Here is a 26,909-nt window from a genome sequence, read left to right as displayed (position 1 = left end):
TCAGTGACCTCCGTCGTGGGTGAGCAGATGCAGCGGCGGGGCGCCGTCGTCCGGCAGGGGCTCGTCCGCCTCCCAGGCGCGGGCGAGCGCGCCGACCGCCGCGAGATCGCCGAGCAGGACGCCGCCGACGAGCCGGTCGCCGCGCACCACGACCTTGCGGTACGTGCCGCGGGTGGCGTCCGCGAGGCGCAGGACGTCGTCGTCGGGGCGGGCCTCGGGCTCCCCGAACGCGGCGACGTCCAGGGGGCGTTCGGCGTCCGGGAGCGTGAGGCGGGTCAGCGAGCGGGTGCCCGCGTACGGCCGCGCCGACTCCGGCGCGGTCAGGGCCGCGGCGAGGGCGTCGGCCTGGTCGAGCGCGGGCGCGGCCAGGCAGGGGGCGCGGCCCGCGTGCTCGGCGCAGTCGCCGATGGCGTGCACGCGGGGGTCGTCGGTGCGCAGCGCGTCGTCGACGACGATGCCCCGGCGCACCGCGAGGCCCGCGTCGCGGGCGAGCCCCACGCGGGGGGCGACGCCGCAGGCGAGGACGGTCAGCTCGGTGTCGAGCACGAACCCGTCCGCGAGCTCGACGGACGTCACGGCGTCCCCGTCCCCGGCGCGGCGCACGCCCCGCACCCGGCACTGCGTGTGCACCTCCACGCCGAGCCGCGTCAGATGCGCCCGCACCAGGTCCGCGGCGGCCGGGTCGAGCTGGCGCTCCATCAGATGGTCGCCCTGCTGGGCGAGGACGACCCGGGCGCCCCGGTCGGCGAGCGCGCGGGCCGCGCAGACGCCGAGCAGGCCGCCGCCGATGACCACGGCACGGCAGCCGGGCGTCACGGCGGCCGACAGCGCCAGGCAGTCGTCGAGGGTGCGGAACGCGTGCACGCCGCCGGGCAGGTCCGTGGCGCCCGGCGGGAACAGGCCGCGCAGCGGGGGCAGGACCGGGTTCGCGCCGGTGGCCAGCACCAGGGTCTCGTACGCCACCAGGGAGCCATCCGCGCACCGGACCGTCCGCTCCGCGCGGTCGACGCGCACCGCCCGGGCGCGCAGGTGCCGGGCCGGGGCGGGCAGCGCGATCACCTCGGGGGTGAGCCGTCCCGCGAGTACGTCCGCGAGCAGGACGCGGTTGTACGGGGCGTACGGTTCCTCCCCGATCAGCAGGGCGTCCGGGCCGAGCCGCGCGGCGAGCCGGGCTCCGGCGAGCCCGGCCCCCACCACGACGGTCCGCGCGCAGTGACTGGTCATGCCCCGCAGCCTGCGGCCCGGGTGTTACCCGACGGCCACCGCGGTGTTTCCCCCGGGGAACGCTGCCCTCCGCCCTTGGCCGGGGGCGCTGTGAGGGCCCGGGGCAGCTCTGGGCTGTGCCCACCCTTCCCCAAGCTCTCGGCTTCGCTCGAGCAGGGGATGCCCCACTCGCCCCCTGGGCGGACCAGCTGCCCACAGCGGGAAGCTAAGGCCGGGTGCCCGTCAGGTGGGCGAAGACGACGACGTTGCCCTGGTAGCCCGTGCGCTTCGAGTACGCCCCGCCGCAGGTGATCACCCGCAGCTCGGCCCGCGCCGCGGCCCCGTACACCTTCTCGTCCGGGAAGGACTTCGCGTCGTAGACCTCCACCGCGTCCACCGCGAAGAGCGCGACCGTGCCGTCGCGCCGCTCCACCTCGATGACCTGCCCCTTCTTGAGGGCTCCGAGGCGGTAGAAGACCGCGGGCCCGTCGGCGTTGTCGACGTGTCCGGCGACGATGGCCGTGCCGCGTTCGCCGGGCGTGGTGCCCGCCTCGTACCACCCGGCGAGGTTGTCGTGCCGCGGCGGCGGCACGTCGAGGCTGCCCTGGCGGGTCAGGCCGAGTCCCATCAGCGGCGCGTCCACGCCGATGGCGGGGACGCGGACGCGGTCGGGCGGCGAGGGCGGCAGCGGCGCGGCGCCGGGCGCGGAGCGCGTCCCCGGCGAGGCGGCCTGCGCGGCGGAGGGCTGCGGCGGCGGATGCCCGGCCGTGCCGCTGTGCAGCAGCCACGCGCCGGAGCACAGGGCGAGCGCGGTGACGGTCCCTATGAGCGCGGTCCCGGCCCTGCCGCGGCCCGCGCGCGAGCGGTCTGCCATGGCGTCCCCTCGTCGGTTCGGGGCCCCTCCCCGCCGCCGCGGCCGCGAGGGACACGGCGGCCCGGCGGGGGGAGGGGACGGTGGTACCTGCGGACTGCGGAGGGCGTCCGTCAGATCCTGTCGCCTCTCGCCCGGCGATGCAGGAGCCAGGTACCGCCCGCGGCGGCGACGGCGAGAGCGGCCACGCCCGCCGCGGTCTGCGCGGGGTCGGGCCCGAGCGCGCCGCCGACCCCCGTCCTCACGTGCCCCCTGGGATGCGCGGGCGCCCGCTCGCGCGCGGCCGCCGTGGAGGTGAGCGTCACCGTCAGGTCGCCGGTGACCGTCCGGCCGCGGGCGGCGGACCCGGAGCAGCGGGCCACGATCTCGTACGTGCCGGGCTGCGCGGACGGCGGCACCCGGAACCGCCCGGTCGCCTCGGCCGCGCCCGTGGCGGAGGCCAGGGCGAACGTGCCCGCCCCCACCGCGCTCGCGTCACCCGCGGCGGTGCCGTCCGCGCCGCAGGCCGCCGTGCGCACCGTGACGGTGGTGCCGGGCGTCACCGGCGACGGCGCGATGCCGAGGCCGCCCGTGCCCGCCGCCGACGCGGGGCCTGCCAGCAGGCCCGCCGAGGCGACGGCGAGCGCGGCGGTGGTCGTCAGGTGGCGGGCGGTGCGCATGGGGCGTGCTCCTGTCGGGCCGCGTACGGGACACACCTCCGAGGTAACGCGCCCTCCGCCCCGCACGCCTGCTGATGCCCCATCAGAAACGCTGCCCCGGTCCGCGCCCCGGCGCTGCCGCCGCCGCGTTCCAGCAGGTCACCGGCGTACCGATGGAAAGACTCCGAAGGCGTGGCGCGGCCCCTGTGAATGGGTGACCCGGCCTCAGATCACGTCCCCGGGCACGCCCTCGTACAGGTCGGAGACCGTCGCCATGAGCTTCTCGTCGACGGGGAAGTCGTGGTCGTCGACGCGCCGGACGGGGGAGACTCCCCAGGAGTTCGTGACGAAGGCGGCCCGGTAGGAGGGCAGGTCCCGCAGGAACACCGGACCCCGCCGGGTGGGGAGCCCGGCGTCCGCGAGCCGGGGTTCGAGCAGCCCCATGGTGATGCCGCGCAGGTGCGGCGCCTCGGGCCAGACGACCTCGCGCCCGTCGAAGAAGGCCACGTTCGTCACCGCGCCCTCGCTGACCGCGCCGTCCGGGCCGGTGAGCAGCGCCTCGTCGTAGCCGAGCCGCTCCGCCTCGCGCCGGTGGTACGTCTGCCCGAAGCCGCCCAGGTGCTTGAGGTGCGCGACGGGCCGTACGTAGGGGACGGACTTCAGGGACTGCGCCCGCTCGGCCATCGCGGCGGGCAGCTCGACGGGCGGGCGGACGGTGACCATCAGGGAGGGCTCGCCGTCCGGGGCGTGCACGTAGACGCGCACGGCGGCGTTCAGGAGCGCCCCACCGGCCATCCCGCCGCCCGCGCCACCGGCCGTCCCGCCACCCGCGCCGCCGCCCGTTCCGCCGTTCGCGGAGCCGTCCCCGGCGAGCGCGTGCCGGATCGCCGCGCGGACCCGGTCGCCGTCCAGGCCCTGGTCGAAGAGCTCGCGGCTCGCCGCGTCGAGCCGCTCCAGGTGGAGCGAGAGGCCGCGCACCGTGCCGCCCCTGACCTGCATCGCGGTGAAGTGCCCGAAGCCGTCGAGGGCGCGGGCGCGCAGCTGCTCGACGGTGGCCGGGGCCCCGTCGATCTCCAGGCGGTCGGGGGCGGAGGGGTTCGAAGTCGTCATGGGGACCACCGTACGGACGTGCTCACCGGCGCGGCCGGGCGGGCGCCGCCCCGGGGCCCGGGCCGGGGCGGGCCCTCGGGTCAGTCCTCCAGCAGGCGGCGCGGCCCCGGCCCGTGCGCGGCCAGCTCGTCCCACGGGTTCGACAGGGCGCACCTGTCGAGCGAGAGGCAGCCGCAGCCGATGCAGTCCGTGAGGTTGTCGCGCAGTCGCCGCAGGGTGCGGATGCGCCGGTCGAGGTCGTCCCGCCAGCACTCGGATATCCGGGCCCAGTCCTCGCGGGTGGGCGTGCGGTCCTCCGGCAGCAGGGTGAGCACCTCGCGGATCGTGGCCAGCGGGATGCCGAGCCGCTGCGAGGTGCGGATGAAGGCGACGCGGCGCAGCGTGTCCCGGCTGTAGCGGCGCTGGTTGCCGGTGGTGCGGCGGCTGGTGATGAGCCCTTCCCGCTCGTAGAAGCGCAAGGCGGAAGGCGCCACTCCGCTGCGCTCGGCGAGCTCGCCGACGGTGGCCTCCTTGGCGTCCGGTGCGAGGTGCGCGGTCATGCCGACAGATTAGTCACCGAAGCTGCTTGACCTGAACCAAGGTTTAACTAAGAGGCTTGCCGCATGAACACCACCACCGACGTCTCCCCGTCCCCCGCCGCCGCCCTGTCCGCCACGGCCGCGCAGCCCGTGAAGGTCGCCGTCGTCGTCGGCAGCAACCGCGAGGGCCGCTTCGGCCCGGTCGTCGCCGAGTGGCTGCTGCGCCACGTGCGCGAGCACCAGGGCTTCGAGGTCGACGTCATCGACCTCGCCGAGGTCGACCTGCCGACCTCCCTCTCGCACCGCCCTGACGCCGCGACCCGCGCCGAGCTCGCCAAGGTCTCCCCGAAGCTGGCCGCCGCCGACGCGTTCGTCGTCCTCACCCCCGAGTACAACCACTCCTACCCCGCGTCCCTGAAGAGCCTGATCGACTGGCACCGCCCCGAGTGGCAGGCCAAGCCCATCGCGTTCGTCTCCTACGGCGGGCTCTCCGGCGGCCTGCGCTCGGTCGAGCACCTGCGCCCGGTCTTCGCCGAGCTGCACGCCGTCACCATCCGCGACACCGTCTCCTTCCACAACGCGGGCGCCCTCTTCGACGACGAGGGCAACCACAAGGAGCCCGCGGCCGCCGACGCCGCCGCGAAGGCGATGCTGGACCAGCTCGCGTGGTGGGCGTGGGCGCTGCGCGCGGCCAAGGAGGTCCGGCCGTACGGGAGCTGACCCCGTGCGCCGCTCACGCCTGAGGCAGCCGGACGACCGCGACCGCCCCGCCGCCTCGCGCGTTGGCCAGCTCCACCCGGGCCCCGACGACCGCGGCCTGGCCGAGCACGATGGTCAGGCCGAGCCCGGTGCCCTGGCCGCGCTCGCGGGCGCCGGTCTCGAACCGCCGCGGGCCCTCGCGCAGCAGGTGCTCGGGGAAGCCGGGCCCGTGGTCGCGCACGGTCACCACGGCCCCGTCGACGCTGAGGTCGACGGGGTCGCCGCCGTGCCGCCGCGCGTTGCCGACGAGGTTCGCCAGGATCCGCTCCAGGCGGCGGGCGTCGGTCCGTACGAGCCGCTCCCCGGCGCAGTGGAACCGTACGCCCCGGTCCGTGGACTGCCCCGCGAAGAGCCCCCGTTGGACCATCCCCTCGACGAGCGCGCCGAGCGGGTGCACGTCCAGGTCGGGCCGCTCCACGTCCGCGTCGAGCCGCGCCACCTCAAGCAGGTCCTCCGTCAGCGCGCGCAGCGCGCACACCCGGTCGCGCACCAGCTCCGTCGGACGGCTCGGCGGAAGCAGCTCGGCGGCGGTGTGCAGTCCGGTCAGCGGGGTGCGCAGCTCGTGCGCCACGTCCGCGGTGAACCGCTGCTCGGCCTCCAGGCGCCGCTGGAGCGTCGCGGCCATGGTGTCGACGGCCGTCGCCAGGTCGGCGACCTCGTTCCTGCCGTGCCGGAAGCCGGGCGGCAGCGGATGGCCGATGCGGGCGTCCAGGTCGCCCTGGCTGATGCGGCGGGCGATGGCGGCCGCGGCCCGCAGATCGCGGCTGAGCCTGCTGGCGAGCGCGGCGCCCCCGAGCGCGGCGAGCGCGACGACGACGGCACCGGACACCAGGAGCTGCTGGTCGAACTCGGCCATCTCCCCGGCCTGTTCGCGCAGCGGAAGGCGTACGGACAGGACCCGGTCGCCGACCGGGCGCGCCGCCCACACCGCCGGGTCGCCGGACTCCATGTCGAGGTACGTACTGCGCCGCCCGGCGAGCGCGGCCGCGCGCAGCGGCTCCGGCAGTCCGGGCGCGTCGAGGGCGGCCTGCGTGCCGTCCCGGGTGCCGTCCTGGTCGACCTGGCCCGTCAGCTCGTACAGCTGCCGCACCCGCACCAGCTGCGCGGTCGCCCCGGAGCGCGCGCTCGCGCCGACCTGGTCGAGCCGCGCCTGGTGGATGAGGAGCCCGATCGCCACGGCCACGACCGCGCAGCCCGCGGCGAGCAGCGCGGCGATCTTCCAGCGCAGGCCGAGGGTGTTGAGCGGGGCGAGCACGCGGCGCGGGGCGCGCACGAGCCACCGGGCGCGGCCCTTCTCGGCGGCGAGGCTCACGGCAGCGGCGCCGCTCTCCGTGCCGTTGGCCTGTCCGGGCGTCACGAGCGGGTTCCCGGGCGGGCGGAGGGCGTGGACGACGGCGTGGACGGAGGCACGGACGACGGCTCGGACGACGGTGTGGACGACGGCCTTGGCGACGGGGAGTCGCCGCCGTGGCCGGGGGAGCGGTCCGGCTTCCGATAGCTCTTGGTGTCGCTGACCGTCGACATCCGCTTGCCGTCCCAGTGGTAGCGCACGGCCTGCTCGCCGCCGTCGGCGCACGGGCTGCGCACCAGGAGATCGGTGCCGAGCACCTCCACGGCGATCCGCTTGCCCGCGGTGAAGAGCACCGGGTACACCTTGCCGCCGCGCTCGGCGTAGACGACGACCGCGCTGCGCCCGCTCTCCAGGTCGATCGCGAGCAGCAGCTCGGGCCTGCCGTCCCCGGACAGGTCGACGAGCACCGGCGGCCGGATGCCGGAGCGCCCCGGCTTGTCGATCATCGGCCGGTCCGCGAGCGTCCTGAGGCGCGGGTCCGCGCGCAGCAGCTCGCGCACGTCGAGCCTGGCGAGGCCGCCGGGCCCGAGCTCGCCGAGGCCGTCGAGCGGCTCGGGCGGCGGCAGCTTCGTCGCGGTCTCGGCGCCCGGCGCCGACGGCGTCGTACCGGACCAGCCGGGCCACAGCGGCTTCGGGCTCGGCTGCACCGACACCGGCGGCGCGGGCTCACCCGCGTCGAGGCCGCCGCTCGCCCCGCAGGCGCAGAGCACGACGACGGTCAGGACGGCCAGGGGCACGCCCAGGAGGAGACGGAGGCGCAGAGTCATGAGGGGACCGATGGACGACGGAGGCTGGGCGGCGGCCCGCCCGGGACACGCACCGGGGTGCGGCACGGGACCGGCCACCTGGGGTCGACGCTAGGAAGGACGCATCACGGAAACCGGGAGGTTGTGTAACAGCCACCGCCAAAGCTGGGAAAACGCCCAGCTCGGGACCTTCGGCCAGGCCGGTAGCCTCCCCAGCGCACCGGCCCTTCCCCGCGCGCGGGGCCTTCCCGTACGAAAGGAACACACGCCGTGACGGAACCGAGCACGCCCGCCTTCCTGCTGGTCCTGACCACCACGGACACCGCCGACAAGGCGGACACCCTGGCACGCGCCGCGGTCGAGGCCCGCCTCGCCGCCTGCGCCCAGATCAACGGCCCCGTCACCTCCGTCTACCGCTGGGACGGCGCCGTGGAGAGCGCCCGCGAGTGGCAGGTGTTCCTGAAGACGACACAGGAGCGGTACGCCGCCCTGGAGTCCTGGCTGCTCCAGACCCACGACTACGAGACCCCGGAGATCATCGCCACCCCCGTGACCCGCGGCAGCGCGGCCTATCTGGGCTGGGTCGCGGAGGAGACCGCCGAGTGACCGAGCGGCTGCCGTTCTTCGTGTACGGAACGCTGCGCCCGGGCGGGCGCAACCACGCCTTCCTGTTCGGACGCGTCCTGGACTGCGCGCCCGCCCTGCTCCCCGACGCCGTCCTCTACGCCGGACCCGGCTACCCGTACGCGGTGCGGGCCCCCGGCGCGGGCCTCGTCCACGGCGACCTCGTGACCGCGCGCCCCGAGGCGTACGGACGGCTGCTCGCCGACCTCGACCACCTGGAGGAGTACGTCCCCGGCGACCCGCGCAGCCTCTACCTCCGCGAGGCCCTTCCCGTCCTCCGCGAGGACGGCACGACGGCGCGGGCCTGGGTGTACGTGGCGCCCCCGCCCCTGGCGGCACGCCTGAGGGCCACGGCGGAGCCGCTGCGCGGCGGCTCCTGGATCACCCCGGCCCCACCGGCGCCTGAAGCACCTCCAGGCGGACCGCGCACACCTTGAACTCCGGCATCCGCGACACCGGGTCGAGCGCGGGGTGGGTCAGGACGTTGGCCCGCCCCTCGCCGGGCCAGTGGAAGGGCATGAACACCGTGTCGGGCCGGATGTCCGGGGTGACCCGCGCGGGCGCGACGGCCCGGCCGCGCCGCGACACCACGGCGACCGGCTCCCCGTCGGCCACCCCGACCCGTGCCGCGAGCCGCGGATGGAGCTCCACGAAGGGCCCCGGCGCGGCGGCGTTCAGCTCGGCCACGCGCCGCGTCTGCGCCCCCGACTGGTACTGGGCGAGCACCCGCCCCGTGGTGAGGACCACGGGGTACTCCGCGTCCGGCTCCTCGGCGGCCGCCCGGTGCGACACCGCCACGAACCGGGCCCGCCCGTCCTCGGTGGCGAACCGCTCCAGGAACAGCCGGGGCGTCCCGGCGTCCGGGGCCCCACCCGCACCCTCTGGGCAAGGCCAGAACACCCCCTCGCCGTCCCCCTCCGCGAGGCGTGCGTACGTGATGCCCGAGTAGTCCGCGAGGCCGCCCGCGCTCGCGCGGCGCAGCTCGTCGAAGACCTCCTCCGGCTCGGTCGGGAAGCCCTTGCCGTGGCCGAGGCGGTCCGCGAGGCCGTGGAGCACGTCGAGGTCGCCGCGCACCCCGGCCGGGGGGTCCACCGCCTTGCGCCGCAGCAGCACCCGGCCCTCCAGGTTCGTCACCGTGCCCGTCTCCTCGGCCCACTGCGTCACCGGCAGGACGACGTCGGCGAGCGCGGCGGTCTCCGAGAGCACCACGTCCGCGACCGCCAGGAAGTCCAGGGACCTGATCCGCTCCTCCACGTGCGCGGCCCGGGGCGCCGACACCACCGGGTTGGAGCCCATGAGCAGCAGCGCCCGCACGTCCCCGCCGAGCGCGTCGAGCAGTTCGTACGCCGAACGCCCGGGCCCCGGCAGCGCGTCCGGGTCCACGCCCCACACCGCCGCCACGTGCGCCCGCGCCGCGGGGTCCGTCAGCTTGCGGTAGCCCGGCAGCTGGTCGAACTTCTGGCCGTGCTCACGGCCGCCCTGTCCGTTGCCCTGCCCGGTCAGGCAGCCGTACCCGGACAGCGGCCGCCCCGGCCTGCCCGTCGCCAGGCACAGATTGATCCACGCGGCCACCGTGTCCGTGCCCTTCGCCTGCTGCTCGGGGCCGCGCGCGGTGAGCACCATGGCGTGCTCGGCCGCGCAGAACCGCCGTACGACCTCCCGCAGTTGGGGCACCGGCACGCCCGTGACCCGCTCCACGTGCTCCGGCCAGTGCGCCATCGCCGCCGCCCGCGCCTGCTCCCAGCCGCTGGTGCGCGCGGCCACGTACTCCTCGTCGACGCGCCCCTCGGCCACCACCAGGTGCAGCAGGCCGAGGGCGAGCGCCAGATCCGTGCCGGGGCGCGGCGCCAGGTGCAGATCGGCCTGCTCGGCGGTGCGGGTGCGGCGCGGGTCGACGACGACCAGCGTGCCACCGTTGCTGCGCATCTCCGTGAGATAGCGCAGCGCGGGCGGCATCGTCTCCGCCAGGTTCGAGCCGACGAGGAGCACGCACCCGGTGCGGGCCACGTCCGCCAGCGGGAACGGCAGCCCCCGGTCCAGGCCGAACGCCCGCTGCCCCGCCGCCGCGGCGGACGACATGCAGAACCGCCCGTTGTAGTCGATCTGCGAGGTCCCGAGCACCACCCGCGCGAACTTGCCGAGCGCGTACGCCTTCTCGTTGGTGAGCCCGCCGCCGCCGAACACCCCGCACGCGTCCGCGCCGTACGCCGCGCGCGTCCGGGCGAGCCCCTCGGCCACGCGGTCCAGGGCCTCCTCCCAGGTGGCCGGTACGAGCCTGCCCGTGGCATGGGATCGGACGAGGGGCTCGGTCAGGCGCACCCGGGAGGAGAGCACCTCGGGTGCCGTACGGCCCTTGCCGCACAGCGCGCCTCCGTTGACGGGGAACGCGGGCCGCTCCACAACCTTCACGCCTTCGCCCGCACGCGCAAGCCCCATGCCGCACTGGAGAGCGCAGTACGGACAGTGGGTGGGCGTGACGGCGCCTCGCGCGGCGGCCTGGGCGGGGTGGGAGGGCTGCATGCCCCCACCCTTCACCGCACGTGTTTCCCGCCCCGCCCCACAGGGTTACGCCCACGGTACGCGGAGCTCCGCGGGGCGCTCCGGCGTTTGTGAGTTAGGGCCGGTCCGGCGAAGCCGGGGAGCAACGGGTGGGCGGGTGGGAGAATCCCGCCGCGGTAGCGGCGGGCACGCCGAGGACCCAGCGGCAGCGCGGAAGCGTCGGGGCCGGACGGTCGAAGCCGGGGAGCCACGGGTGGGCGGGAGGGAGGGCCCCCGCAAAAGGCGCCCCCGCCAGAAACGGCCCTGCAACAGCAAGGCAACCCGCCCCCGCCACCCTCACCCCATGACCCCACCCCACCCCACCGAGACCCAGGCCCCAGCCCTGATAGCCGTGGCGCACGGCAGCCGCGACCCCCGCGCCCTGGCCACCGCCACCGCGCTGCTCGCCGCGACCCGGGCCCACCGCCCCGGCCTGGACGTCCGCCTCGCCCACATCGAGCTCACCCGCCCCCTCCTGAGCGACACCCTCCCCTCCCTGGGGCCCCGGCCCGCCGTCCTCGTACCGCTCCTCCTCAGTCACGGTCACCACGCCCGGCACGACATCCCCGCCGCGGCGGCCCCGCACCCGCGCTGGCGGGTGGCCGCCCCGCTGGGCCCGCACCCGCTGCTCACGGAGGTCCTGCACACCCGGCTCCTGGAGGCGGGCTGGCCCACGGCCACCGCGGCCGCGGAGGACCACGGCGTCGTCCTCGCCGCCGCGGGCTCCCGCGACCCCGCGTACGCCGCCGACACGCGCCGCGCCGCGGCCCTGCTCGCCCGCCGCCTCGGCGTGCCCGTCGTCCCCGGCTACGCCGCGCCCACCCCCGCGACCCCCACCGGCGTGGCCGCCGCCGTGCGCGGCCTCACCGCCGCCGGGGCCCGCCGCGTCGCCGTCGCCTCGTACTTCACCGCGCCCGGCCGCTTCGCCACCGAGGCGGCCGCCGCCACGCCGTGGCTCGCCGCCACCCCGCTGGGCGCGCACCCGGCCCTCGCCGCGCTTCTGCTGCACCGCTACGACCAGGCGCGTTGCGCCGATCCCGCCCCGGCGCCACCGCGGTGCCCGGCGCCCGCCTGACGGGGCCGCGGCGCGCCCCGTCGGCGCCTGCGTCTACTGTCGGGGCATGGCAGGCACCGCACCGCACGCCCGGACCGAGTACACGGCGGACCCCTCCGCCTATGACGAAGCCGCCGCCGAGCGCTGGGCCGCCGAGCCCGACAAACGGCCGGGGCGCACCGCCTTCCAGCGGGACCGCGCACGCGTCCTGCACTCCGCGGCGCTGCGCCGCCTCGCCGGAAAAACCCAGGTGGTCACGCCCGGCACCATTCCCCAAGTTCTCGGCTTCGCTCGAACAGGGGAGACCCCATCCCAGGCCTGGGACGCCAGCGCCCGTACCCGCCTCACCCACTCCCTGGAGTGCGCCCAGGTCGGCCGCGAGCTGGGCGCCGCCCTCGGCTGCGACCCGGACCTGGTGGAGACCGCCTGCCTCTCCCACGACCTCGGCCACCCGCCCTTCGGGCACAACGGCGAACAGGCGCTGAACGACCTCGCCCAGGACTGCGGCGGCTTCGAGGGCAACGCCCAGTCCCTGCGCCTGCTCACCCGCATCGAGCCCAAGCGCTTCGTCAGCTCGGACACCGGCGACCTGGTCAGCGTCGGGCTCAACCTCACCAGGGCCGCCCTCGACGCCGCCACCAAGTACCCCTGGCCGCGCGGCGCCCACCCCACCGAGCCGGACTCCGTGAAGTTCGGCGTCTACGAGGACGACCGGCCCGTCTTCGACTGGGTCCGCAAGGACGCCCCCGGCCACCGCACCTGCTTCGAGGCGCAGATCATGGACTGGTCGGACGACGTCGCGTACTCGGTGCACGACGTGGAGGACGGCCTGCACGCGGGCCACATCGACCCGAACGCGCTGCACGCCGAACCCGAGCGCCGGGACGTCTACGCGGTCGCCATCGGCCGCTACGTCCCCGCGGACACCGACCCCGAAGAGCTCGCCGCGGCCCTCGACCGCCTCCAGGACCAGGAGTGGTGGCCGCACGGCTACGACGGGTCCGCCGTCGCCCAGGCCCGCCTCAAGGACGCCACCAGCCAGCTCATCGGCCGCTTCTGCCTCGCCGCCGAGACCGCGACCCGCGCCCGGTACGGCACGGGCCGCCTCACGCGCTACGCCGCCGAGCTCGTCGTCCCGCGCGAGGCGCGCCTGGAGTGCGCGGTCCTCAAGGCCGTCGCCGACCGCTATGTGATGCAGCGCCCCGCCCAGACCCGGCTCCGCGCCGACCAGCGCGTCTGCGTCGCCGAGCTCGCCGACGCGCTCACCGCCCGCGCCCCCGAGGGCCTCGACCCCCAGTTCCGCGCCCTGTACGACGCGGCGCCCGACGACCGCGCCGCCCAGCGCGTGGTCATCGACCAGATCGCGTCCCTCACGGACGCCGCCGCCCGTTCCCTGCACGCCCGGCTCACCGGACCGTCCCGGAACGCGCACAGTGGCGAGTGACCGGGAAGGTGACCACAGGATGTGACGGAAAGTGGCCGGATTGGGGTACAACCCCTTCCGCCCTCACGCTGCGTGCGGGACTCTCCCAGTGGACTCAAAGGTTTCGAGGAGGCATCAAGTGGTCGACGCGGATCAGACGTTCGTCATCGTCGGAGGAGGTCTCGCGGGTGCGAAAGCGGCGGAGACGCTCCGCGCCGAGGGCTTCACCGGCCGGGTGATCCTCATCGGGGACGAGCGCGACCACCCGTACGAACGCCCACCGCTCTCGAAGGGCTACCTCCTCGGCAAGGAGGAGCGCGACAGCGTCTTCGTCCACGAGCCCGCGTGGTACGCGCAGGCGGACGTCGAGCTGCACCTCGGCCAGACCGTCGTCGCCATAGACCGTGCCGCGCACACCGTCCGGCTCGGCGACGGCGCCGTCATCCGCTACGACAAGCTGCTCCTCGCCACCGGCGCCGAGCCCCGCCGCCTCGACGTGCCGGGCACCGGGCTCGCGGGCGTGCACCACCTGCGCCGCCTCGCCCACGCCGACCGGCTCCGCCACGTCCTGGCCGCGCTCGGCCGCGACAACGGCCACCTGGTGATCGCGGGCGCCGGCTGGATCGGCCTCGAAGTCGCCGCGGCGGCACGGGAGTACGGCGCGGAGGTCACCGTCGTCGAGCCCGAGCCGACCCCGCTGCACTCCGTCCTCGGCCCCGAGGTCGGCCAGATGTTCGCCGACCTGCACGCCGAGCACGGCGTCCGCTTCCACTTCGGGGCCCGCCTCACCGAGATCACCGGGCAGGACGGCATGGTCCTGGCCGCCCGCACGGACGACGGCGAGGAGCACCCGGCGCACGACGTGCTCGCCGCGATCGGCGCCGCCCCGCGCACCGCCCTGGCGGAGTCCGCGGGCCTCGCCCTCGTCGACCGCGCGGACGGCGGCGGCATCGCCGTGGACACCAGCCTGCGCACCTCCGACCCGGACATCTACGCCGCCGGGGACGTGGCCGCCGTCCGGCACCCGCTCTTCGACACCCGCCTGCGCGTCGAGCACTGGGCCAACGCCCTCAACGGCGGCCCGGCCGCCGCCCGCGCCATGCTCGGCAAGGAGGTCACCTACGACCGCGTGCCGTACTTCTTCTCCGACCAGTACGACGTCGGCCTGGAGTACTCGGGCTGGGCGCCCCCGGGCACGTACGACCAGGTGGTGATCCGCGGAGACGCGGGCAAGCGCGAGTTCATCGCCTTCTGGCTGAGCGAGGGCCAGGTCCTCGCCGGAATGAACGTCAATGTGTGGGACGTCACGGAGACCATCCAGAAACTCATCCGCGCGAGCGCTCACCCCGACCCCGACGCCCTGGCGGACCCGTCCCGCCCCTTGACGACCCTGCTCGACTGACAGCCGAACGCCGGAGGGGCTGGGGGTCCAGCCCCTCCGGCGTTTGAGGAGCGGGGTCTGGGGCGGAGCCCCAGTTCGGGAAGGGGCGGGCCCGGGGCGCACCGCGAGGTCGAGGTACCCGCACCGAGCCGTAGAATCTGGGCGTGGCTGGGCGGATCAATGACGAGGATGTGAAGGCGGTTCGGGACGCGGTCCCGATCGACGCCGTGGTGTCCGAGTACCTCCAGCTGCGCAACGCGGGCGGCGGAAACCTCAAGGGCCTGTGCCCCTTCCACGACGAGAAGTCCCCGTCGTTCCAGGTCAGCCCCAGCAAGGGCCTCTTCCACTGCTTCGGCTGCCAGGAGGGCGGCGACACCCTCACCTTCGTGATGAAGGTCGACCACCTGACCTTCTCCGAGGCGGTGGAGCGCCTCGCGGCCAAGGCGGGCATCACCCTGCGCTACGAGGAGGGCGGGTACAACCCCTCCCACCAGCGCGGCGAGCGCATCCGCCTGGTCGAGGCGCACAAGGCGGCCGCCGAGTTCTACACGGCCCAGCTGGAGTCCCCCGAGGCGGAGATCGGCCGCAAGTTCCTCGCCGAGCGCGGCTTCGACCAGGCCGCGGCCGCGCACTTCGGCGTCGGCTACAGCCCGGCGGGCTGGGACCACCTCACCCGCTTCCTGCGCGGCAAGGGCTTCACCGACAAGGAGCTGACCCTCTCCGGCCTCTCCCAGGAGGGCAGGCGCGGCCCCATCGACCGCTTCCGGGGCCGCCTGATGTGGCCGATCCGGGACATCGGCGGCGAGGTCGTCGGCTTCGGCGCCCGCAAGCTCCGCGACGACGACAACGGCCCGAAGTACCTGAACACGCCCGAGACCCCGATCTACAAGAAGTCCCAGGTCCTGTACGGCATCGACCTCGCCAAGAAGGAGATCGCCAAGTCCAGCAGGGCCGTCGTCGTCGAGGGCTACACCGACGTCATGGCCTGCCACCTCGCGGGCGTCACCACCGCCATCGCGACCTGCGGCACCGCCTTCGGCGGCGACCACATCAAGATCCTCCGCAGGCTCCTCATGGACAACGGCTCGGCGCGCGTGATCTTCACGTTCGACGGCGACGCGGCCGGGCAGAAGGCGGCCCTGCGCGCCTTCGAGGACGACCAGAAGTTCGCCGCCGAGACGTACATCGCGATCGCGCCCGACGGCATGGACCCCTGCGACCTGCGCCTCGCCAAGGGCGACGCGGCCGTCACCGACCTGGTCGAACCGCGCACGCCGCTCTTCGAGTTCGCCCTGCGCCAGATCGTCGCGCGCTACGACCTGGAGACCCCCGCGGGCCGCGCCGCCGCCCTGGACGAGGCCGCACCCGTCGTCGCCCGCATCAAGAACAGCGGCGCGCAGCACGAGGTCGCCGTACAGCTCGCGGGCATGCTCGGCATCCTCGACACGCAGTTCGTCGTCAAGCGGGTCGCGCAGCTCGCCCGCTGGGCGCGGGACCGGGGCGGCAAGGGCCCGGCGCCGGGGCGCGGCCCCCAGGCCCTCACGCAGGCCGCGCCCGCGGTCCCCTCGGGCCCCGCCCTGAACCTCCGCAACCCCGTCTACGCCACCGAGCGCGAGCTCCTCAAGCTCGCCCTCCAGCGCCCGGACCTGGTCTCCCCGGCCTTCGACGCGTACGGCGTAGACGAGTTCACGGCCGCCCCGTACGCGGCCGTGCGCCAGGCCGTCATGGAGGCGGGGGGCGCCGAGCTCGGCGCCCAGGACCCGCAGGAGTACCTGGTCCGCGTCCGTGACGCCGCCCCCGACGACGCGGTCCGCGCCATGGTCACCGAGCTGGCCGTGGAGGCGATCATGCGCCGCACGGTCGACGAGGCGTACGCGGGGGAGCAGCTGGTCACCGTGCGGCTGCGGGCCGTCGACCGGCGCATCCGCGACGTCCAGGGCACCTTCACCCGCCTCAGCGGCGGCCACGGCGACCCCCAGCAACTCGCCAACGTCCAGAACGAGTTGTGGGTACTCCAGCAGTACGCCCGCGCCCTGCGCGAACGGGGCGCGGCGGCGCTCTGACCTGTGCGTCTCGTCGGGCGTGACGGAGATCTCCCAGCCCGTCCGGCGTTTGAGGACGAGGCGCGGAGCGCCGATTTCGGGGGGTACGGGGGGCGGAGCCCTCCGGAGCGGGAAGGGGAGGGTCTGGGGCGCCCCGCGAGGGGTAACCGACTGGTTACGGACCGGACTCAAAAAGTCACCGCACGCCCCTCGTGGCGGCCGTGTGTCGTACTCCACACTGGGTGGCGGTGCCTGAGTCCTCGGAGCGCGGCCGGCCCGCAGACAGTGCCTGCGGGTCCGACGATTCCGCGGTTCCACACATCGTGTTCGGGACGGACAGCGGCGAGGCCGTCGACGCCGGTCCCGTTGTACCGCTGCCACCCGCCTCAGCAGCGATCACCCTGGAGGTCGCCCCCGTGCAGACCCAGACCCTCACCGAAACCGACACCGCGCCGGGCACGGACGTGGAGGCGGAAGCCGACGTCATCACGACCGTGCCGCCGCAGAGCCGCGGCACCCGGCACCCGGAGCTCGCGCCGGACGAACGCCTGGCCGACCCGCCCGGGGCCGAAGCCGTCGAGGCCGCCGAGCCCGCGGAGGCCGCCGAGACCGTCGTCGAGACGATCGAGCTGCCGAGCCCGCGCGGCCGCGCGGATACCGGCGGCCCCTCCTCCGACCTGTTCCGCCAGTACCTGCGCGAGATCGGCCGCATCCCTCTGCTCACCGCCGCCGAGGAGGTCGAGCTCGCCCGCGCCGTCGAGGCCGGGCTCTTCGCCGAGGAGAAGCTGGCAGGCACCCCCGACCTGGACTCCCAGCTGGCCCTCGACCTGGACAAGCTGGTCGTGGTGGGCCGCATGGCCAAGCGCCGCCTCATCGAGGCGAACCTCCGCCTCGTGGTGTCCGTGGCGAAGCGGTACGTGGGGCGCGGCCTGACGATGCTCGACCTCGTCCAGGAGGGCAACCTGGGCCTCATCCGGGCGGTCGAGAAGTTCGACTACGCGCGCGGCTACAAGTTCTCCACGTACGCGACCTGGTGGATCCGCCAGGCCATGTCCCGGGCGCTCGCCGACCAGGCCCGCACCATCCGCGTGCCGGTGCACGTCGTCGAGCTGATCAACCGGGTGGTGCGGGTGCAGCGCCGCATGCTCCAGGAGCGCGGGTACGAGCCGACGCCCGAGGAGGTCGCCGCCCACCTCGACCTGCCGCACGAGCGCGTCAGCGAGGTGCTCCGGCTCGCGCAGGAGCCGGTGTCGCTGCACGCGCCCGTGGGCGAGGAGGACGACGTGGCGCTCGGCGACCTCATCGAGGACGGCGACGCGGCGAGCCCCGTGGAGTCGGCCGCCTTCCTGCTCCTGCGCGAGCACCTGGAGGCCGTGCTCTCCACGCTCGGCGAGCGCGAGCGCAAGGTCGTCCAGCTGCGCTACGGCCTCGCGGACGGCAGGCCCCGCACCCTGGAGGAGATAGGCCGGATCTTCGGCGTGACACGCGAACGCATCCGCCAGATCGAGTCCAAAACCCTCAACAAGCTACGGGACCACGCCTTCGCGGACCAGCTGCGCGGCTATCTGGACTGAGGAGGAGCGCCCCGAAGGGGCAGGGGGAATTAGCGCCCCGAAGGGGCGCGGGGAACTGCGCGACCAGCCACGATGGACCCGCACTCGCAGAACGACCCGGCCCCGACGGCGCTAGCCGACCTCCGCCACCGCCTGGGCGAACTGCGCGGCGTACAGGCGGGAATACGCCCCACCCGCGGCCAGCAGCGCGTCATGCGTGCCCTGCTCCACGATCGCCCCGTCCTCCATCACGAGGATGGTGTCGGCGTCGCGGATGGTGGACAGCCGGTGCGCGATCACGAACGACGTGCGCCCGTGCGCGAGCCGCGCCATGGCCTTCTGGATGAGCACCTCGGTGCGGGTGTCGACCGAGCTGGTCGCCTCGTCCAGGACCAGGATCACCGGGTCGGACAGGAACGCCCGCGCGATGGTGATGAGCTGCTTCTCGCCCGCGCTGACGCCCGTGCCCTCGTCGTCGATGACCGTGTCGTACCCGTCCGGCAGGGTGCGGATGAACCGGTCGGCGTGCGCGGCCCGCGCGGCCTCCTCGATCTGCTCGCGCGTGACCTCGCCCGCGGCCCCGTACGCGATGTTGTCCGCGATGCTGCCGCCGAACAGCCAGGTGTCCTGGAGGACCATGCCGATGGCGCCGCGCAGCTCGTCCCGCGTCATCTTCGTGATGTCCGTGCCGTCCAGCGCGATGCGGCCGCCCGTGACCTCGTAGAACCGCATGAGCAGGTTCACGAGCGTGGTCTTGCCCGCGCCGGTGGGGCCGACGATGGCGACGGTGTGGCCCGGCTTCACGACGAGCGACAGGTCCTCGATCAGCGGCTTGTCCTCGGCGTACCGGAACGACACGTGCTCCATCTCCACGCGGCCGCGCAGCTCGGCGGGGCGCTCGCCGGGGACGGGGTCGGGCCCCTGCTCCTCGGCGTCGAGGAGCTCGAAGATCCGCTCGGCGGAGGCGACGCCGGACTGCACGAGGTTCGCCATCGACGCGACCTGCGTGAGCGGCATCGAGAACTGCCGCGAGTACTGGATGAAGGCCTGGACGTCACCGATCGACAGGGCACCGGAGGCGACCCGCAGACCGCCGACCACGGCCACCAGGACGTAGTTCACGTTCGACATGAAGAACAGCAGCGGCTGCATGAGCCCGCTGTTGAACTGCGCCTTGTACGACGCCTCGTACAGCGCGTCGTTGTGCGCGGCGAACGCCTTCGCCGACTCCTCCTGGCGGCCGAACACCTTCACCAGGGTGTGGCCGGTGTACATCTCCTCCACGTGCGCGTTCAGCTGGCCGGTGGACTTCCACTGCTGCACGAACTGCGGCTGCGACCGCTTGCCGACCTTCGTCGCCACGACGAACGACAGCGGCACCGTCACCAGGGCGACGAGCGCGAGCAGCGGCGAGATCCAGAACATCATGATCAGGACGCCGACGATCGTGAGCAGCGAGCTGATGAGCTGCCCCAGCGTCTGCTGGAGCGTCTGGTTGATGTTGTCGATGTCGTTCGTGGCCCGGCTGAGCACCTCGCCGCGCTGGCGCTTGTCGAAGTACGACAGCGGCAGGCGCGACATCTTCGCCTGGACGTCGCCCCGCAGCCGGAACACGGTGCGGTTGATGGCGCGGTTCCCCAGGCGCGTGCCCACGGTCATCATCAGGCCCGCGACCGCGAACACGGCCGTGGCGAGCAGCAGCACCTCGCCGACCGCGCCGAAGTCGATGCCCTGGCCCGGCGTGAAGTCGAGGCCGGTGAGCATGTCGGCCATGCCGCCCTCGCCGTGCGCGCGCAGCCGCTCGATCGCCTCGCCCTTGGACTCGCCCTCGGGCATGGTCCGCCCGACGATGCCCGCGAACACCAGGTCGGTGGCGTGCCCGAGGATCTTCGGCCCGAGCACCGACATGGCGACGCTCAGGACCACGGCGGTGAGCATCCCGTACATCGTGGCCCGCTCCGGCCGGAACTGCGCGAGCAGCCGCTTCCCCGAGCCCTTGAAGTCCATGGACCGGGAGTCGGGTCCCATCATGGGTCCACCCATGCCACCAGGGGGCATTACGCGGCCTCCGCTTCCGTCAGCTGGGAGAGGACGATCTCCCGGTACGTCTCGTTGTCAGCCATCAGCTCGTGGTGGCGGCCGGTGCCGACGACCCGGCCCTCGTCCAGGACGACGATCCGGTCGGCGTCGCGGATCGTCGACACGCGCTGCGCGACGATCACGACCGTCGCCTCGCGGGTCTCGTGCGTGAGCGCGGCCCGCAGCGCCGCGTCGGTGGCGTAGTCGAGCGCGGAGAACGAGTCGTCGAACAGATAGATCTCCGGGCGCTGCACGAGCGTGCGCGCGATGGAGAGCCGCTGCCGCTGCCCGCCGGACACGTTCGTGCCGCCCTGTGCGATGGGCGCGTCGAGCCCCTCCTCCAGGGACTCCACGAAGCTCTTGGCCTGCGCCACCTCCAGGGCGTGCCACAGCTCCTCGTCGGTGGCGTCCGGGTTGCCGTACCGCAGGTTGCTGGCCACGGTCCCGGCGAACAGATACGGCTTCTGCGGTACGAGCCCCACGGTCCGCGCGAGCAGCGCGGGCTCCAAGGAACTCACCGCCACGCCGTTGACGAGGACCTCACCCTCGGTGACGTCCATCAGGCGCGGCACGAGGCTCAGGAGCGTGGACTTGCCGCTGCCCGTGGAGCCGATCACGGCGGTCGTCTCGCCGGGCCGCGCGGTCAGCTCGATGTCCTTGAGCACCGGCTCCTCCGCGCCCGGGTAGCGGAACCCGGCGCCGCGCAGCTCCAGGTGGCCGTGGCCGCGCAGCGCGCGGACGGGCTCGGCGGGCGGCACGACGCTGGTCTCGGTGTCCAGGACCTCCTGGATGCGCTCGGCGCACACCTCGGCCCGCGGGATCATCATGAACATGAACGTGGCCATCATCACGGCCATGACAATCTGGAGCAGGTACGCGAGGAACGCGGTGAGCGCGCCGATCTCCATGGCGCCGCTGTCGATGCGGTGCGCGCCGAACCAGACGACGGCGATCGACGACAGGTTCACCACCGTCATGACGACCGGGAACATCAGCGCGAGCAGCTTGCCGCTGGCGAGCGAGACGTCGGTCAGGTCGCTGTTGGCGCCCCGGAAGCGGTCCTTCTCGTAGGGGTCGCGCACGAAGGCGCGGATCACGCGGTTGCCGGTGATCTGCTCGCGCAGCACGCGGTTGACCGTGTCGAGCCGCACCTGCATGGTGCGGAACAGCGGCCGCAGGCGGCGCACGATCAGGCTGACGCTGATGCCGAGCACCGGCACGACGGCGAGCAGCACGCCCGACAGCGGCACGTCCTGGCCGAGCGCCATGACGATGCCGCCGACGCACATGATCGGCGCCGACACCATCAGCGTGAACGCCATCAGGACCAGCGTCTGCACCTGCTGCACGTCGTTGGTGGTCCGCGTGATCAGGGTGGGCGCGCCGAACTGGCCCATCTCGCGCGCGGAGAACGACTGCACGCGGTCGAAGACGGCGGACCGTACGTCGCGGCCGAGCTCGGCGGAGGTGCGCGCGCCGTACAGGACCGCGCCGATGTTGCACACCATCTGGACCACGGTGACGGCCAGCATGACGGCACCGAACGTCAGGATGTAGCCGGTGTCCCCCTTCACGACGCCGTTGTCGATGATGTCGGCGTTCAGGGTGGGGAGGTAGAGAGAGGCACAGGTCTGCAGGAACTGCAGGAGCACCAGCAGGGCGATGGGCTTTTTGTACGGACCCAGATGGGTCCGCAGAAGTCGTATGAGCACGCTCGTCTCTCGGCAGAGTCTCGGAGTTGGGACGGAGTCGGGGCGGCGGGCGAAGGGCCGCCCACCATCCTGCGCCACCGACCCCGGCCGTGTGCAACCGATTAACCCATGACCGGGTCAAAAATCAGCCCTGGTCAAGTTCTGGGCACACTGAATGCTTCATTTCCCTCACGGAACGTGGCGGAATGCCTCATTCCGGGCCGGGGGATGTGTGGGGGCGTGCCAAGGCGTGCCAAGGCGTGCCGGGGCGGGGCGCGGCGTGCGGGTGTCCGGGGCGCGGCGTGCGGGGCGTGGGGCGCTGGGCGCGGTGTGTGGGGCTGGGCGTGGGGCGCTGGGCGCGCGGGGTGAAGGGCGGGGGCGTGGGGTGTGGGGGCGGCTCAGGGCGCCGAGAGTGCGGGGCAGCTCAGGGCGCCGGGGGTGTGGGGCAGCTCAGTGCGCCGGGGGTGCGGGGGTGGCTCAGGGCGTGAACGCGCCTGGGTGCGCCTGCTCGCGCACCGTTACGTACTGCTGGCGCACCGCCTGCCCCACCGCGAGCTCCTCGCCCGGCTCGAAGACCTGCGTGACGGCACCCTGCCACTGCGGCAGCTGCCCGGTCAGGGCCCACGTCGCCTGGCGCGCGGCGCCGATCGCGGCGTAGTCGGCGGGCTGGACCACCACGACCTGCGTACCGAAGAGCATCGGCGCGACGGCCCGCACGGCGGGCAGGTCGGCGGCGGACCCGAGCAGGAACACCCGCCGCACCTCCACCCCGCGCCCGCGCAGCACGTCGAGCGCGTCGCCGAGCCCGCACAGCATGCCCTCGAAGGCCGCCCGCGCCAGGTGCTCCGGCTTCATGGACTCGCGCCGCAGCCCGGTCAGGGTGCCCGCCGCGTGCGGCAGGCTCGGCGTCTTCTCGCCCTCCAGATAGGGCAGCAGGACGAGCCCGTGGGCGCCGGGGGTCGACTTCAGGGCCAGGTCGGAGAGCGTCTCCAGGTCCGGGACGCCCAGCATCTCGGCGGTGCCGCGCAGCGCGCGCACCGCGTTCGCCGTGTGGACGACGGGCAGGTGCATGCCGGTGGCGTCGGCGAGCGAGGTGATCGTGCCGGTCGGGTCGACCAGGGCCTCGTGGTGGACGGCCATCACGGAGCCGGAGGCGCCGAGCGACACCACGGCGTCGCCCCGCATCACGCCGAGCCCGAAGGCCGCCGCCATGGTCGCGCCCGTGCCCGCCGAGATCAGCAGCCCCTCGGGCGTCGTCCCCGCGGCGTCGGCGGGGCCGATGACCTCGGGCAGCATCGCCTGGTGGCCGAGCGCGAGCTCGACCAGATCCGGCCGGTACCCGCCGGTCGCCGCCGACCAGTAGCCGGTGCCGGACGCGCCGCCCCGGTCCGTCGTACGCCGCGCGGGCCGCCCCAGGAGCTGCCACACCAGCCAGTCGGGGGCCTGCATGAGCAGGTTCGTGCGCAGCGCCGCCTCCGGCTCGTGCCGGGCCAGCCAGCGCAGCTTCGCGACCGGCTGGGCGGCCTGCGGGACGCAGCCCACGGCCTGCGCCCAGGCCTGGCGGCTGCCGAGCCCGTCGACGAGGTCGGCCGCGGCGACCTGGGCGCGCGGGTTGTTGCCGACGAGCGCGGGCCGCACGGTCGCGCCCTGCGCGTCGAGGGGGACGAGGGCGTGCTCCTGCGCGCAGACGCCGATCGCCTGGACGCCTTCGAGGAGCCCGCCGCCCGCGGCCTCGCCGAGGGAGAGCAGCCAGGCCTGTGGATCGACGTCGCTGGGCCGCGCGCCGTCGGGGCCCTCCAGCGGATGCGGGGCGTACCCCTGCCTGAGTACGGCGCCCGTGTCGGTGTCACAGACCACGATGCGTGTGAAATCGGGTGAGCTGTCCAACCCCGCGACTATCCCCATGCCGAGGATTCTGCCGCACCCGGGGGGATGCCCCGCACATACGTCCGGGAAGGCGGTGGGCACGGCTCCGGGCATGGCTCCGCCCCGGGCGGAAAGTGCCAGCTCCGGCCCGGGGCGGCGGCGCGGCAGAGGGGAAGGGTGACGATCACGTCACCCCTCCGCCCCGCCGGACTGTCTAGGTGTTGCTGGTCCCCCAGTCGTCCTCGGCGTCGCCCTGCCCGCGCTCGCGCAGCGACCGCACCCGCTCGGCCACGGACTCGGGCATGCGGTCGCCCACCTTCTCCGAGACCGTGTGGAAGGCCTTGCCCGCGACCTCGCGTCCCTGGAGGGCGGCGGACTCGACGGTGTTGCGCACGGCGGGGTTCTGCGAGACCTCGCGGAGGGATTTCTTCAGCTGCTCGTAACGCTCGCGCCCGGCGCGCGTGCCGAGCACGTACCCCAGAGCCAGACCTGCCACGAACGTGAGCCGGTAGCGCATGACGGCCACCCTTTCCCTTGCCTCGACTGCCGACGTCGGTCGCCTGGGGATACCGATTGGCGGAGCACCCCCCTGCTTGCGCTAATGTATGTGTCGCAGCGAGCGCACGCCGCCCGGGAATCCCCAGGCAGGTGACATTGTTGCAGTGACTCCGTCACCAAGAGTCATTCCCCTGTAGCTCAATTGGCAGAGCAGCCGGCTGTTAACCGGCAGGTTACTGGTTCGAGTCCAGTCGGGGGAGCTCGGTCTCCTGTAGCTCAATTGGCAGAGCAGCCGGCTGTTAACCGGCAGGTTACTGGTTCGAGTCCAGTCGGGAGAGCTGTACGACGAGGACCCCTGAGGCACCACCACGGCGCCCAGGGGTCCTCGCGCGTACCGGAGCCGCCCCCCGGCCCCGCCCCCAACGACCCCTTGCCCGCGCCCTCGAGACCCGCGCACGCGAACTCGTTCCGCCCCTGGTGGAACCGCGCGGGCCGCAGCGGCATCCTCATGGTCGTGCGATGCCGACCAGCCGGAGCAGGAGATCGTATGAGCGGCTATGCTGCGGCAGACGGCGCGCACAAATGTGCGCGACGCGCCGTTAGGGGCGGTAGCTCAGCCGGTTAGAGCAGCGGACTCATAATCCGTCGGCCGTGGGTTCGAGTCCCACCCGCCCCACTGCGCGGCGCAGGTGCAGAAACGTGACACCTGCCACGCGCCGAGGCCCCCAGCGCCCCCCACCGGACCTGATCCGGCTGGGGGCGCGGCCGTTTAGGAGCCAGGGCGGCAGCCGGAGGACCTCCCCGCGCGCGGGGAGCAGTCCGGTCATCCGCCATAGCCGATGATGGTGCGGGGACCGCTCGTGCCAGGGCGGGGGACCAGAGGCCGCGGGGTTCGAGGGGGCTCAATGGCGCGAGTGCCAGCATGTGAGGTCGTTGGACAGCACGTCGGTTCTAGGGTGGCCTCTGGTGTTCCAACCGTGTGCGACGACCTGGTCGGTGCGGTGTTGCTGGCAGCCCTGGAGCAACGCTTCACCGAGGGCCTCCTCCCGCCGCTGGGGCCGCAGGCCATCATCCACCCCAACGGATTCATCAAGCTGCCCCTCGCGCGGACAGCGGGCGGTGCTGCCAGGCTCTTCCTGCACGTCTGGCAGACGGACAGTGCCGACGCCGACGCACATGATCACCGATGGGCGTTTGCCTCCGCCGTGCTGAGGGGCGAGCTGTCCCACACATTGATGGACGTGACCGTCGCTCCCGGTTCCACCGGAAGTAAGGGCGCGGATGAGTTCGTCGTGGCGCGCTACCAACCCGAGGTCGGCAAGCATTGCTTCGATGTGTCCCGCCGTGAGAGGGCCGTCGTCGACCGTAGGCGTACACACGTCTTCTCGGCCGGGCGGCGCTACGGCATGGAGGCATTCGCCTTCCATCGGGCGCACGCCCTGGCGGGCGCCATGACCTTCGTGGCCAGAGGGCTTCCGCAGCGGTCCCACGCACGCGTGCTGCTGGATGACGAGACTTCCATGCCCGTGATGAAGCCGTGGAGGCCGCTCGACGTGGTCGAGAGGCGGCGGCACCTGCGCGACGCGTTGGAGGCGTTGGGATGAGTGGGCCGCTCGCAGGTCCTCAAGGCCCCGTCGGCCCTGGGCTGAACGATCCGGACATGCTCCACCGCCGCCAGGCGGTGCTGATCGCCGCCGTACGAGTCGAGCAAGCACCGGACGAATCCTTCACTCCCGGGCCTCTCGAACGGCGCTGGCGCGTCGGCCGTCCGAACGAGGTGGTATCGGACGCCGCACGACGCTCCTCGTACACCACCCCTCGGCTAGCCCCTCTGCTGTGGACACCTGACGTCAGGTGGCACAAGCGGTGCGAGGGAGCAGTCGTGTGTCCGGTCGGCTTCCAGCTGAGTGCCGTCGAGGTGATCAGGATCGGTGCGCCGACGGACGCCGCGCTCACGGACATGGACACGCCCGCGGCGGCGAATGGTGTGGTCCTCCTGCATGGCAGGCTCCCGGCCGTCAGACCCGCGGACCTTCCCAAGACGTTGCAGTTCTGCGCGAACATCGACGCGCACCATCGCCAGGGCGAGCAACGCCACTGGGTGTCGCAGCAGCTGCCGAGAGGCTGTCGCATCGCCGAGACGGAGCGCGAGATGGTGCACGGCGTGCTCGTCACGTCGCGGGGTGAACTGCCCGTCTTCCACGAAGATTTGGACCTCCCCGCGGCGGAGCAATGGCTGTGGAAGATGCTGTACACAACGGAATACGCACCTCCGCACGAGGCCGGGGAGGAGCTGCGGGAGTTGCATCTGCGGCTCCCGAACGCCATCCGGGGGGTGGCCGGCGCCCGCGGACTGGCCCTCGTGGGGACCGCGGCCGATCCCAACCCGGAGCAGCCCCCGAACTACCAGTACTACGACGCCTCCAGCTTCCACTTGGCGACCTTGCAGAGCGACGCCCTGGCACTGGCTTGCCTGCAGCGGATCGTCCTTGACGCCTTCGGCCAGGAGGTGGCCCGCATGGGGGAGCACGAGCCGCTGCGGCGCAAGGTGGGCCAGTTGGAGCGGGACCTTCTGGTCTTCCGCCGCAGCTACTGGGCCGCGGACTTCGGACGGCAGGCCGTGTGTACGGCGATCATGCGGAACTTCCAGCGGGGCTGTGGTCTGCCCGAAGCGCTGCAAAGCCTGGTCAGTGACCTGGGCGAGCTGTCCCGGCAGGTCCAGGCGGCGGAGACCGAGACGACCAACGCCATTCTGGGCCTGCTGGCCGCGATCGGTCTTCCCCTGGCGACCGGCCTGGCGATCTGGCAGGGACTGCCGCAGGCGGACGTGGCTTCCCTGTACCGGACGCTGGGGATCACCTGTCTGGTCACGGCGCTGCTCATGAGCTCCTTCCCAGGACTGCGGCGCCTGTTCGTCAGCCTCTTCCGCCGTCGCAGGAGGCAACGGTGAGCGCCGCGTTCGCC

Annotated in this window: 22 protein-coding genes and 3 tRNA genes; 13 read left to right on the top strand and 12 right to left on the bottom strand. The window is 73.8% G+C overall.

Translation table 11 applies throughout. The annotated features are described in order from the left end of the window. From ACIG3E_RS07200 to soxR, 5 genes are all read right to left on the bottom strand, one after another. The gene (locus ACIG3E_RS07200) at positions 1–1,224 is read right to left on the bottom strand and encodes an NAD(P)/FAD-dependent oxidoreductase (RefSeq protein WP_399612337.1); all 1,224 of its coding nucleotides are present in this window, start codon (positions 1,222–1,224) and stop codon (positions 1–3) included. A gap of 205 nt (positions 1,225–1,429) precedes the next feature. Further along, positions 1,430–2,077, bottom strand: a complete 648-nt coding sequence (locus ACIG3E_RS07195) for a class F sortase (protein ID WP_399612335.1) — start codon at positions 2,075–2,077, stop codon at positions 1,430–1,432. A gap of 110 nt (positions 2,078–2,187) precedes the next feature. Beyond that, positions 2,188–2,733: a hypothetical protein gene (locus ACIG3E_RS07190; protein WP_399612333.1), complete on the bottom strand. Its 546-nt coding sequence runs from the start codon at positions 2,731–2,733 to the stop codon at positions 2,188–2,190. A 204-nt stretch (positions 2,734–2,937) separates the two neighbouring features. Next, positions 2,938–3,822 carry an aminotransferase class IV gene (locus tag ACIG3E_RS07185; RefSeq protein WP_399612331.1) on the bottom strand — a complete coding sequence of 295 codons (885 nt, stop codon included), beginning with the start codon at positions 3,820–3,822 and terminating at the stop codon, positions 2,938–2,940. 80 nt (positions 3,823–3,902) lie between these two features. Continuing rightward, positions 3,903–4,361, bottom strand: a complete 459-nt coding sequence (soxR, locus tag ACIG3E_RS07180; RefSeq protein ID WP_399612329.1) for a redox-sensitive transcriptional activator SoxR — start codon at positions 4,359–4,361, stop codon at positions 3,903–3,905. Positions 4,362–4,424: 63 nt separating this feature from the next. Here soxR and ACIG3E_RS07175 point away from each other — a divergent pair, with 63 nt between their 5' ends. Beyond that, on the top strand, positions 4,425–5,060 hold the full coding sequence (locus ACIG3E_RS07175; RefSeq protein WP_399612327.1) for an NADPH-dependent FMN reductase: 636 nt from the start codon (positions 4,425–4,427) through the stop codon (positions 5,058–5,060). Positions 5,061–5,073: 13 nt separating this feature from the next. Here ACIG3E_RS07175 and ACIG3E_RS07170 read toward each other — a convergent pair whose 3' ends face one another. Beyond that, entirely contained in the window at positions 5,074–6,456 is a 1,383-nt protein-coding gene (locus ACIG3E_RS07170) for a sensor histidine kinase (RefSeq protein WP_399612325.1), read from the bottom strand. Further along, a complete protein-coding gene (locus tag ACIG3E_RS07165) occupies positions 6,453–7,217 on the bottom strand; it encodes a hypothetical protein (RefSeq protein ID WP_399612323.1) in 765 nt (254 codons plus the stop codon). The genes ACIG3E_RS07170 and ACIG3E_RS07165 overlap by 4 nt, the downstream gene beginning before the upstream one ends. 249 nt (positions 7,218–7,466) lie before the next feature. On the opposite strand from ACIG3E_RS07165, the gene cutA reads away from it, so the two are divergent. Then, positions 7,467–7,802: a divalent-cation tolerance protein CutA gene (gene cutA, locus ACIG3E_RS07160; protein ID WP_399612321.1), complete on the top strand. Its 336-nt coding sequence runs from the start codon at positions 7,467–7,469 to the stop codon at positions 7,800–7,802. Beyond that, a complete protein-coding gene (locus ACIG3E_RS07155; RefSeq protein WP_399612319.1) occupies positions 7,799–8,257 on the top strand; it encodes a gamma-glutamylcyclotransferase family protein in 459 nt (152 codons plus the stop codon). The genes cutA and ACIG3E_RS07155 overlap by 4 nt, the downstream gene beginning before the upstream one ends. On the opposite strand, the gene ACIG3E_RS07150 is transcribed toward ACIG3E_RS07155, so the two are convergent. Further along, a complete protein-coding gene (locus ACIG3E_RS07150) occupies positions 8,202–10,340 on the bottom strand; it encodes a molybdopterin oxidoreductase family protein (RefSeq protein WP_399612316.1) in 2,139 nt (712 codons plus the stop codon). The genes ACIG3E_RS07155 and ACIG3E_RS07150 overlap by 56 nt on opposite strands. 322 nt (positions 10,341–10,662) lie before the next feature. On the opposite strand from ACIG3E_RS07150, the gene ACIG3E_RS07145 reads away from it, so the two are divergent. From ACIG3E_RS07145 to ACIG3E_RS07125, 5 genes are all read left to right on the top strand, one after another. Continuing rightward, positions 10,663–11,433, top strand: coding sequence for a sirohydrochlorin chelatase (locus ACIG3E_RS07145; protein ID WP_399612313.1), 771 nt, complete (start codon positions 10,663–10,665; stop codon positions 11,431–11,433). Positions 11,434–11,479: 46 nt separating this feature from the next. Then, positions 11,480–12,856: a deoxyguanosinetriphosphate triphosphohydrolase gene (locus ACIG3E_RS07140; protein ID WP_399612310.1), complete on the top strand. Its 1,377-nt coding sequence runs from the start codon at positions 11,480–11,482 to the stop codon at positions 12,854–12,856. Between the two features lie 118 nt (positions 12,857–12,974). Then, entirely contained in the window at positions 12,975–14,237 is a 1,263-nt protein-coding gene (locus ACIG3E_RS07135; protein ID WP_399612305.1) for an NAD(P)/FAD-dependent oxidoreductase, read from the top strand. A gap of 143 nt (positions 14,238–14,380) precedes the next feature. After that, a complete protein-coding gene (gene dnaG, locus ACIG3E_RS07130) occupies positions 14,381–16,279 on the top strand; it encodes a DNA primase (RefSeq protein WP_399612302.1) in 1,899 nt (632 codons plus the stop codon). A 227-nt stretch (positions 16,280–16,506) separates the two neighbouring features. Next, positions 16,507–17,832 (top strand): RNA polymerase sigma factor, encoded by a 1,326-nt coding sequence (locus tag ACIG3E_RS07125; RefSeq protein WP_399612300.1) that lies wholly within the window; start codon positions 16,507–16,509, stop codon positions 17,830–17,832. A 111-nt stretch (positions 17,833–17,943) separates the two neighbouring features. Here ACIG3E_RS07125 and ACIG3E_RS07120 read toward each other — a convergent pair whose 3' ends face one another. The 4 genes from ACIG3E_RS07120 to ACIG3E_RS07105 all read right to left on the bottom strand — a co-directional run bounded on the left by ACIG3E_RS07120 (position 17,944) and on the right by ACIG3E_RS07105 (position 23,964). Further along, positions 17,944–19,842, bottom strand: a complete 1,899-nt coding sequence (locus ACIG3E_RS07120) for an ABC transporter ATP-binding protein (protein WP_399612297.1) — start codon at positions 19,840–19,842, stop codon at positions 17,944–17,946. Between the two features lie 26 nt (positions 19,843–19,868). After that, on the bottom strand, positions 19,869–21,602 hold the full coding sequence (locus ACIG3E_RS07115; RefSeq protein WP_399612294.1) for an ABC transporter ATP-binding protein: 1,734 nt from the start codon (positions 21,600–21,602) through the stop codon (positions 19,869–19,871). Between the two features lie 456 nt (positions 21,603–22,058). After that, positions 22,059–23,486: an FGGY family carbohydrate kinase gene (locus tag ACIG3E_RS07110; RefSeq protein WP_399612292.1), complete on the bottom strand. Its 1,428-nt coding sequence runs from the start codon at positions 23,484–23,486 to the stop codon at positions 22,059–22,061. 175 nt (positions 23,487–23,661) lie between these two features. After that, positions 23,662–23,964: a YtxH domain-containing protein gene (locus ACIG3E_RS07105; protein WP_242717777.1), complete on the bottom strand. Its 303-nt coding sequence runs from the start codon at positions 23,962–23,964 to the stop codon at positions 23,662–23,664. 168 nt (positions 23,965–24,132) lie between these two features. Here ACIG3E_RS07105 and ACIG3E_RS07100 point away from each other — a divergent pair. The 5 genes from ACIG3E_RS07100 to ACIG3E_RS07080 all read left to right on the top strand — a co-directional run bounded on the left by ACIG3E_RS07100 (position 24,133) and on the right by ACIG3E_RS07080 (position 26,895). Beyond that, positions 24,133–24,205: transfer RNA gene (locus tag ACIG3E_RS07100), tRNA-Asn, on the top strand. 5 nt (positions 24,206–24,210) lie between these two features. Continuing rightward, positions 24,211–24,283 (top strand) — tRNA-Asn (locus ACIG3E_RS07095). A gap of 264 nt (positions 24,284–24,547) precedes the next feature. Further along, positions 24,548–24,621, top strand: a tRNA-Ile gene (locus tag ACIG3E_RS07090). Between the two features lie 301 nt (positions 24,622–24,922). Then, complete coding sequence (locus ACIG3E_RS07085; RefSeq protein ID WP_399612290.1) at positions 24,923–25,549, top strand: hypothetical protein; 627 nt, start codon at positions 24,923–24,925, stop codon at positions 25,547–25,549. Positions 25,550–25,827: 278 nt separating this feature from the next. Then, entirely contained in the window at positions 25,828–26,895 is a 1,068-nt protein-coding gene (locus ACIG3E_RS07080) for a hypothetical protein (RefSeq protein ID WP_399612287.1), read from the top strand. Positions 26,896–26,909: the final 14 nt, after the last annotated feature.

Origin of the sequence: Streptomyces sp. NPDC053474 (assembly GCF_044544845.1) — a bacterium.
Taxonomy (GTDB): Bacteria; Actinomycetota; Actinomycetes; order Streptomycetales; family Streptomycetaceae; genus Streptomyces.
The sequence above is the reverse complement of the archived record's forward strand: the minus strand, read 5'-3'. Positions and strand labels throughout refer to the sequence as shown.